At 46.1% G+C, this 7,834-nt stretch carries 8 protein-coding genes; 4 read left to right on the top strand and 4 right to left on the bottom strand.

Annotated elements, in window-relative coordinates; all coding sequences use genetic code 11:
- The 4 genes from AFL22_RS18805 to AFL22_RS18790 all read right to left on the bottom strand — a co-directional run.
- The coding region (locus tag AFL22_RS18805; RefSeq protein WP_241773199.1) for an Ig-like domain-containing protein at positions 1-2,331 on the bottom strand (2,331 nt) is incomplete at its 3' end.
- Between the two features lie 363 nt (positions 2,332-2,694).
- A complete protein-coding gene (locus AFL22_RS18800; RefSeq protein ID WP_052271918.1) occupies positions 2,695-3,414 on the bottom strand; it encodes a hypothetical protein in 720 nt (239 codons plus the stop codon).
- A gap of 140 nt (positions 3,415-3,554) precedes the next feature.
- Entirely contained in the window at positions 3,555-4,190 is a 636-nt protein-coding gene (locus AFL22_RS18795) for a LuxR family transcriptional regulator (RefSeq protein WP_052271917.1), read from the bottom strand.
- 45 nt (positions 4,191-4,235) lie between these two features.
- Positions 4,236-4,826: a helix-turn-helix domain-containing protein gene (locus tag AFL22_RS18790; RefSeq protein ID WP_033770258.1), complete on the bottom strand. Its 591-nt coding sequence runs from the start codon at positions 4,824-4,826 to the stop codon at positions 4,236-4,238.
- 1,025 nt (positions 4,827-5,851) lie between these two features.
- Between AFL22_RS18790 and AFL22_RS18785 the strand changes: the two genes are divergently transcribed.
- The 4 genes from AFL22_RS18785 to AFL22_RS18770 all read left to right on the top strand — a co-directional run bounded on the left by AFL22_RS18785 (position 5,852) and on the right by AFL22_RS18770 (position 7,825).
- The gene (locus tag AFL22_RS18785) at positions 5,852-6,169 is read left to right on the top strand and encodes a hypothetical protein (RefSeq protein ID WP_010256762.1); all 318 of its coding nucleotides are present in this window, start codon (positions 5,852-5,854) and stop codon (positions 6,167-6,169) included.
- Between the two features lie 9 nt (positions 6,170-6,178).
- The gene (locus AFL22_RS18780) at positions 6,179-6,400 is read left to right on the top strand and encodes a hypothetical protein (RefSeq protein ID WP_010256766.1); all 222 of its coding nucleotides are present in this window, start codon (positions 6,179-6,181) and stop codon (positions 6,398-6,400) included.
- Positions 6,401-6,494: 94 nt separating this feature from the next.
- Entirely contained in the window at positions 6,495-7,025 is a 531-nt protein-coding gene (locus AFL22_RS18775; RefSeq protein WP_010256772.1) for a fimbrial protein, read from the top strand.
- Positions 7,026-7,087: 62 nt separating this feature from the next.
- On the top strand, positions 7,088-7,825 hold the full coding sequence (locus AFL22_RS18770; RefSeq protein ID WP_052271916.1) for a molecular chaperone: 738 nt from the start codon (positions 7,088-7,090) through the stop codon (positions 7,823-7,825).
- The last annotated feature ends 9 nt before the right edge of the window (positions 7,826-7,834 follow it).

Below are 7,834 nucleotides of genomic sequence, written 5' to 3'. Positions count from 1 at the left end.
TACCCGGTTGCCGTCCGCATCAGTGGCCCACACGATGACCGTCAGTCCCGCGCCCGCGGTGCCGTTCAGCGTCAGCGTGCCGTCGTTGGTGAGCTGGCCCTTCTGCAGGAAGCCGCTGTCCGCGTCTTCACCCTGGCTGTAGTCGTCCACCACGTTTTCAATCGCCGGCTGCGCCGGGGCGCTGGTCAGGACGCTGAAGTCCCACGCCGCATCCGCCGTACCGCTTACCTGCGGACCTTCATTGCCCGCCGCGTCCACCGCCGCGACCGTCAGGGTGTGTGCCCCGCTGCTCATTGCGCTGTCCGGCGTCCAGCTCCACTTGCCGTCCGCGCCCACCGCTGCGCTGCCGATCAGCTTGCCACTGTCGTAGATATTGACGTAACTGATGTCTGCGGTAGTCGTGCCTGAGTAGGTCGGACGTGCATCGTCAGTGACAGAGCCATCTTCAATCTTGCCCTGTACCGGACCGACGTCATCTGTCAGTGTGATGCTGTCCGCCACCAAACCCGATGTCTGGTTATCCGGCACCGAGGTGTCAACGGTAAAGCTCCAGTCGCCGTCTGCCTGCGGGCCCTCATTGCCCGCCGCGTCCACCGCCGCAACCGTCAGGTCGTGAGAGGTGCCGTCCGCCATATCCTGCTCCGGCGTCCAGCTCCACTTGCCGTCCGCGTCCACCGCTGCGCTGCCGACGAGCTCGCCGTTGTCATAGATGTTGACGTGATCGATGTCGGCGGTTGCGTCGCCGGAAAGAGTCGGCCGCGCGTCATCGGTGACCGAGCCGCTGGCAATCTCGCCGGTGATCGCACCGACGTCGTCGGTCAGGGTGATGCTGTCGATGACCAGGCCTGAGGTCTGGTTATCCGGCGGCGTGCTGTCGCCGGGGCCGTCGATCACAACGCTGTTGCTGTTGCCCGCCTCGTCGGTGGCTTCCACCACGACGTCTTTGGCGTCCACGCCCGCCGGATTCGGCTGGATGCTCCAGTGACCATCCGCGTCCGCCACCGTGCTGGTCACGCTGTCGCTGACCGGATCGGTGATCACGATCACCGCGCCCGGCTCGGCGTTACCGGCCAGCTCGTCCTCGGTGTTGTTCGTGATTTCCGGAGCCGCCGTGCTGGTGTCAACGGTAAAGCTCCAGTCGCCGTCTGCCTGCGGGCCTTCGTTGCCCGCCGCATCCACCGCCGCAACCGTCAGGTCGTGAGAGGTGCCGTCCGCCATATCCTGCTCCGGCGTCCAGCTCCACTTGCCGTCCGCGTCCACCGCTGCGCTGCCGACGAGCTCGCCGTTGTCATAGATGTTGACGTGATCGATGTCGGCGGTTGCGTCGCCGGAAAGAGTCGGCCGCGCGTCATCGGTGACCGAGCCGCTGGCAATCTCGCCGGTAATCGCACCGACGTCGTCGGTCAGGGTGACTGAGTCACTGACAATGCCGGAGTTGATGTTATCTGGAGGAGTTATGTCCGGTCGGGAACCGTTGGACGGCGGAGAGACATTACCCGCAGGATCGACGACCACGATAGTTACGTCGGTATCCCCTTCATTGACAGGGTTAGGCTGGATACTCCAGTCACCATTTTCATCAACTACAACCGTGGTGGTTTCACCGGTACTGCCATCGGAAATAACCACTGTTGAACCAGGTTCTGCTTTACCTGAGATTTGTTCATCATCATTGCTATTTATAACCGCCGCTTCTGGCGAAGAGGTGTCAGTAAACTCTTCAGTCAGGCTACCGCTATTGCCCGCACTATCAGTTACCGTAACAGTGACGGTGCCATTTGGTTGTGAAGTCGGTGCTTCCACATACCAGTTACCTTCACTGTCCGTCTGGGTCGTGATCTGGGTGCCATCAGGCAGTTGAATGACAACCTGTGAGTCAGGGCTATTCGATGTTCCGGAAAACTCTGGACGACCATCATTATCACTGTCCGCAACAGGATCAAGTGTCACCGATACACTCTTAGCGGAAGAGTCATGGCCACTGCTACCACGCCCGGACGCACCAATAGCAACGCCGCCTGCCGCGCCGCCCAGCAGCATAAAGGGCAACCAACCAAAATTGTTGTCACTGGCAGTCAGCGGATCGGCACTGGCATATCCTTCACCACCTAATACCTGTTCACCGCTCTGACCTTCAGTTAAAGCTGGCGGGTATTCAGCCACATCGCCGGAAGTCGGCACATATTCATAAAATTGACCGTTTTCGCCCAGCCCAATCAGATGAACGTTTTCATTATCATAATAATCTTCCAGCACAATATCAGGATGCTGAGAATCATCCTGGCTAAAGAAAAGCTGCAGATTATTGCCAACGCGCCTGGTTACAACCATTTGCGGAGCATGTCCTGTAGCGCTATCGATCAGTTCTATATTTAATGCACCCTGATGCGGAACTTTGATCGTTGTAGGATTTTCAGATTTTGTATCAACAGTGTATGAAGAGATAATACCCTTCACACCACGCAAGTTCACTTTCAACATAACAACCTTCTTAATTAACGAGGATTGATTAAATTCAATAGAAATAAGGCTTTCACAAACCCTTAATCTCTATATTCATATACTTCGAATAACCGTGATTTTATGACGAGATAATCTGCAATCCTGACATTGCTTCCAGCACAACTCTTGATTCTCGAGTCAGTGAAAGGCATTATCAGAACTGATTAATAAATAATATGGTGCCAGATTGCATCAATGCAGTGAGTATGCAGCGCCCTGAGCGTTACTGCTTTTATCAGCTATCTTCATAGCATTGCTCTGAGCATGACTACTGTCAGAATTTAATAGTGAAGAAGCCACCGGGTGATTCAATAGTTTTGACTCGCCCGCTTCAGAACAAGAACGTTCATTTACTACACGCGATAACGTACGTGATTGTGCTTTGAGACTGGTTAAAACAGATTCAGCTTCCTTTGCAGGCACAAGACGCGCCGTGATTTTCTGCTGATCATTTACCGCTAACTGATAGTAATAGCGCTCACCTGATTTCAGCTCTGGTGTGGGTACTTCAATTTTTGCTGGCTGGACAAAATCATGCTGGCTGAACATAACGTCCAGTTTTTTCTGGCCAGGACACACACTAATTTCAGTCCCTCTATCACCTGACATTACGCTCGTATAGTATTGATTATTAACAAATACATTAACAACGCGTTTTGATAAGGCAGGATTTTTTTCATCAATACGGTAGACAATAATGTGCGCACGCGGGCCGCGTATCTGCTCCGGCGCCTTGTCAGTGTTGACCTCTTTAAACAACGATGGCGCAGGAGCGTTCTGCGATGGCGCCGCCTCAACATAATTGCAGTACAGGTAGCCTGTAAGTAATAAAACCATACTCAGCATTGCTCCCTGCATAAATTTAAAGGGACTATTCGATGCTTTGCATGTTAAACGTGAATTATTTTCCATATAACTCTCCTTAAGGTGCTTAATCACTATATTTAAAACACCTTATATCCGATGTTGAACAGGAGCTGACAACTCCTTAAAAAATAAAAAATGGGAAATTTAAACAGCGCAGAAGGGTGAGCCTACGCCTCTGGATAACGTTAAATCTCATTTACATTGATAACTCCTTTGTAAAGTTCAAGCAACGAGACATCATTGATAAATGCATTAAATTCTTTGTCTCCTTTCAGAGCGAACTTTCTCATCACATTATATTTATGTGCATAGATTGTTTTAACTGACAAATCTAACCTTTTTGCTGTCTGGATTACACTGTATCCTTTCTTCAAAAAACTAAGCACCTGAAGTTGCACCACGGTGATACGTGCAAATTCGCACCGTAAACAGTCTGAAGGCAGATATCCCATAACTCTTCCCTGAGTGTTTAACCAGGCCTTGGTTATTTTCTCAGTGATTAAACGTACCGAATCCCTTTTTGACACTTCAAGCAAAGATTGATAACAAAATGGTAACGGGTTTTTAATTTTCTCTCCGAAATCATCGGTAAATACCAATATGATACTGCCAGGCTTTCGCTCGCGATAAGCGGGTTGACACATATAAAGACGCCATTGCGAAACATTGATCAGGATGAAGTCAGCCTGCCGCAGGTTATAACTATCAAAACCTGATAAAAATTTTACTTCTGCATCAGATAGCAGTGCCTCCTCAATTACCTTTGATATGCCCAGTCTGAAGAAGTAATTGTCATCCGTACAAACCACATTAACATCCATTTTTTCCCTTCAGCATCACAAAATTCACGATGACAAATATTATATTCAGGTGAACTTACCGTTAATCAGTACCAATTCGCCTTTCTCTTTTAGTTCCTTGAGCACTCTGCAAATGGAACTTTTTGATAAATGAGAACTATTTTCAATAAGATATAGTGCTGAAAATCGTTTCTTTAAATGAGTCGGCAGTTTTTTCCATCTTTCAATCAAAGAAAGAACTTCATCATATGAGTTACTTTTTGGTAACTGAATGTAATTCATCAGATCAGAATACTGTCCTGATAAAATAGACATTGCGTCATTAAAAAGATCTTTCTCAAAAACCAATCGCCAGAACACGTCATAGTCAATGAAACTGACTTTTCCATAATCGACTCGTTCCAGATAGACTGGCGGCTCGTCTAAAGCTGGAGTGACGCCGACAACAAACGGAGCGGATAAGATATTCAAAACCTTATTCTCGCCTTTAAGTTTAAGTAAAAAATCGCCGTCAAGAATGAACATAACGCGACGTACATGATCTTTAGTCAAATGATAACGGCGCTTGCCTCTTGAAATTTCATCTGGATTAGCAATCTGCGTAAATCCTGCTAATGCATCGATGATCCGTTCATGATTTTCAGTCACTCTATACATATTAATTAACTCAATCTAACTGACGCATTGGTCAGTGATTAGCAACAATTCGTAAAATCAGTTTTTTATAGTCTCTTTCTCTTTCGCCTGGTGTACTCGCTTACCTGAGCTCGCCTCCATAACTCGGGCAGTTAAAAATAGTCTTTATCGGTTCCACTATAATAAAACCGTCCCAACAAAATTCAAAACCGCAAATACAAATAAATAAAGACATTCAGGCTAATAAAAGAAACAATAACCAGATCTTACACCATTCAAACGCTGTTTAGTTAGCACATAAATCTACTTTGTAGCACCTTACGGGCAGTGTTATAACTTTTTTCCTAAAAAAAGAATTTCCCATTACCATTTGAAAGATGATGTTATGATTATGCTATTTTAAAAGCACGTATTTAAACACCCCTCTCAATTTTCCAGCATGGCTGAAAAGAAACAAATCAAATTGGCATCAATGTTAATACTCCTTACTAAAGTTACGCTGTCAGGCAGCATTGCATGGAAGGAATTAAACCACGACACCCATTAAACAGATACTTAAATTGATTATCTTTATATATTTAGTTTTTTATCCTGATAAATATGATTTATTTAGCTTAAAGCACCAGGCGCTGGCAAATGGGATTTTTCCCTTTTTAATTCCACTTCTCAAATGACTTCACATTCAGGCAAGTGAAATCATTAACTCATGGCTTTATGCACAAGCTTATTCATAGATGAATCAGTTTTACTGAACCGCGTTCATGGCATGCGTTTCCCGGATGCCAGATAATTTTAAGCATCAGGCATAAGCAGTGCTGTTAATGGTTAAATCACGCATAAGAATAATGTACGCTCAAAAAATTCCAGAATACCAACAGCAGTTAATATTATGTAAAAATATAATAGCCATATCCTTGCTTACGATAACAAAAGAAGAATTATGGATGTTTTACTATTTCATTTTTTATGACCACCCATTCTAATAGCGCCGTTCGCTAGAAGCGGCATAAATAATAATATTGAAAAAATGATACATGGAGATATCGATGAGAGAGTTAACATCTTTTGAAATGCAAAACGTTTCAGGAGCAGGTTTTTTTGACTTTATTGGTGCTGTAGTTGTCGGTGCCGTTACAGGTATTAGTTCTTTTGGTCTTAAATGGGGAATGAGTGGCGGAAGTACCGGTGGCGTGTTGGGTGTTGGTATTGTCTCTGCCGGTGTAGGTCTGATTGTCGGCGCAGTCCTTGGTCTTGTTGATGGTGCTTTATATGGTGCTATGAATGGCTGGGATAGCACGGCAGGCTGGTTTAACGCGGTCGTTGAAAACCAGTTTGATCCTAATGCATCTGTAATTACAGCTTAAGGAAACAACATGCGTGAATTGAACAATAAAGAAATCGAAGGCGTTAGCGGTGGTTCATTAACTTCGGTGATCCTGGATTTCTTTAAGCAGCTAGGCGCAAGCTCAGAAGAGAAAACTGAATGGACGCGCCCAGACTCAATTCCAGCAGCGAACCCGGTTAGTGGGTCTGCCTTTGGCATGGGTATTGTTGGTGTCGCAGCAGCAGTCGTATTTGGATTGCTGATTTTCTAATTCTCTTGTGAGGAATGAATCCTCCAGGGAAGTGAACGATTATTAAATCGTTCATTAATTGATGTTATTAATTATTTTATACAAAGGAAAGTATATGAAAAAGTTATCTATGGTTGCTCTTGGTCTGATGCTGGCTGCTGCTCACGTTAATGCTGCTGAAGCTTCAGATGGCACCATTAACTTCACAGGAAATATTGCGTCTCAGACTTGTACTGTAAGCGTAAACGGCGGCGGCAGCACTGCAACCGTTACACTGCCTAAAGTAGCAAGTAGTATTTTAAGCACATCTGGTCAGACTGCAGGTAACACTCGCTTCACTATGGCGCTGAGCAATTGCTCAGCTACGACTGGTGACGTGTACGCTTACTTTGAACAAGGTGCCAACGTCAATGCTGATGGTCGTTTGACCAATACTGGTACTGCAACGAATGTTGACCTGCAGCTGCTGGATAGCGGAAATGGCGTGTTGAACGCGGGTAGCACTGAGCAGACCACCTCTCCAAAAACTGTCGCTCTGACTGCTGGTGCAGGTACTCTGACCTATTCTGCTCAGTACTATGCAACTGGTGCAGCTACTGCTGGTACCGTCTTATCAGCTGTGAATTATTCAATCAATTACCTGTAATTGATTATGGTGGGAGCATCTGTTCCCACCTCTCTTCCTCTATCATCATTTCTGTCAAAATCATGAAAAAAAAAAGTTTTAAATTTTTGATCTCCTGTCTGCTGGCTTTTACGGTGACCTCATCGGCTTTTGCCAGCGTGACGATTATCGGCACCCGGGTAATCTACCCCGCAACAGAAAAAGAAGTCACAGTCCGCTTAGATAACCATGGCAATCAACCTGCGCTGGTACAGGCCTGGATTGACAATGGAAATCCTGATGAAGCACTGGATAAAATAAACGTACCGTTTGTCTTGCTACCGCCTGTTTTCCGTATGGAGGCTAACAAAGGACAGACATTACGTATCGTTTATACCGGTTCAAACCTGCCCAAAGATAAAGAGTCGGTATTCTGGCTTAACGTACTCGACATCCCTCCTCGCGATAAAAGCCTTGCGAATCAAAATCAGTTGCAAATGGCTATTCGTAGTCGCATCAAAATTTTCTTTCGCCCAGCCCGGTTCGATGCGATGCAAGCCACAGAAGCAGCGTCGGGTCTTATCTGGCATCAAGGGGAGAAAGCGAATCAGCTGACAGCAACCAATAATTCTTCGTTTTACGTCAACGTTTCACAGATCAATGCCGAGGATAACGCGGGGCGAAAAGTAGTCAGTGAAAAGGGAGAAATGCTTGCACCAGGCGAAACAAAAAGCTTCTCCCTAAAAGGATTGAACGCAAATCAAATAAAAACAAACTTTCATTATCAATATCTGGATGATTATGGCGCTGCACGCAATGTAGACGCCAAAATTAGTCAGTAACTTTGGTAA

Origin of the sequence: Pantoea sp. CFSAN033090 (assembly GCF_001264395.1) — a bacterium.
Taxonomy (GTDB): Bacteria; Pseudomonadota; Gammaproteobacteria; order Enterobacterales; family Enterobacteriaceae; genus Pantoea; species Pantoea agglomerans.
The sequence above is the reverse complement of the archived record's forward strand: the minus strand, read 5'-3'. Positions and strand labels throughout refer to the sequence as shown.

Bases quoted from the DNA above. Each gene is read 5' to 3' on its own strand.
- AFL22_RS18800 (WP_052271918.1), bottom strand. From the start codon at position 3,414: ATGGAAAATAATTCACGTTTAACATGCAAAGCATCGAATAGTCCCTTT.
- AFL22_RS18795 (WP_052271917.1), bottom strand. From the start codon at position 4,190: ATGGATGTTAATGTGGTTTGTACGGATGACAATTACTTCTTCAGACTG.
- AFL22_RS18790 (WP_033770258.1), bottom strand. From the start codon at position 4,826: ATGTATAGAGTGACTGAAAATCATGAACGGATCATCGATGCATTAGCA.
- AFL22_RS18785 (WP_010256762.1), top strand. From the start codon at position 5,852: ATGAGAGAGTTAACATCTTTTGAAATGCAAAACGTTTCAGGAGCAGGT.
- AFL22_RS18780 (WP_010256766.1), top strand. From the start codon at position 6,179: ATGCGTGAATTGAACAATAAAGAAATCGAAGGCGTTAGCGGTGGTTCA.
- AFL22_RS18775 (WP_010256772.1), top strand. From the start codon at position 6,495: ATGAAAAAGTTATCTATGGTTGCTCTTGGTCTGATGCTGGCTGCTGCT.
- AFL22_RS18770 (WP_052271916.1), top strand. From the start codon at position 7,088: ATGAAAAAAAAAAGTTTTAAATTTTTGATCTCCTGTCTGCTGGCTTTT.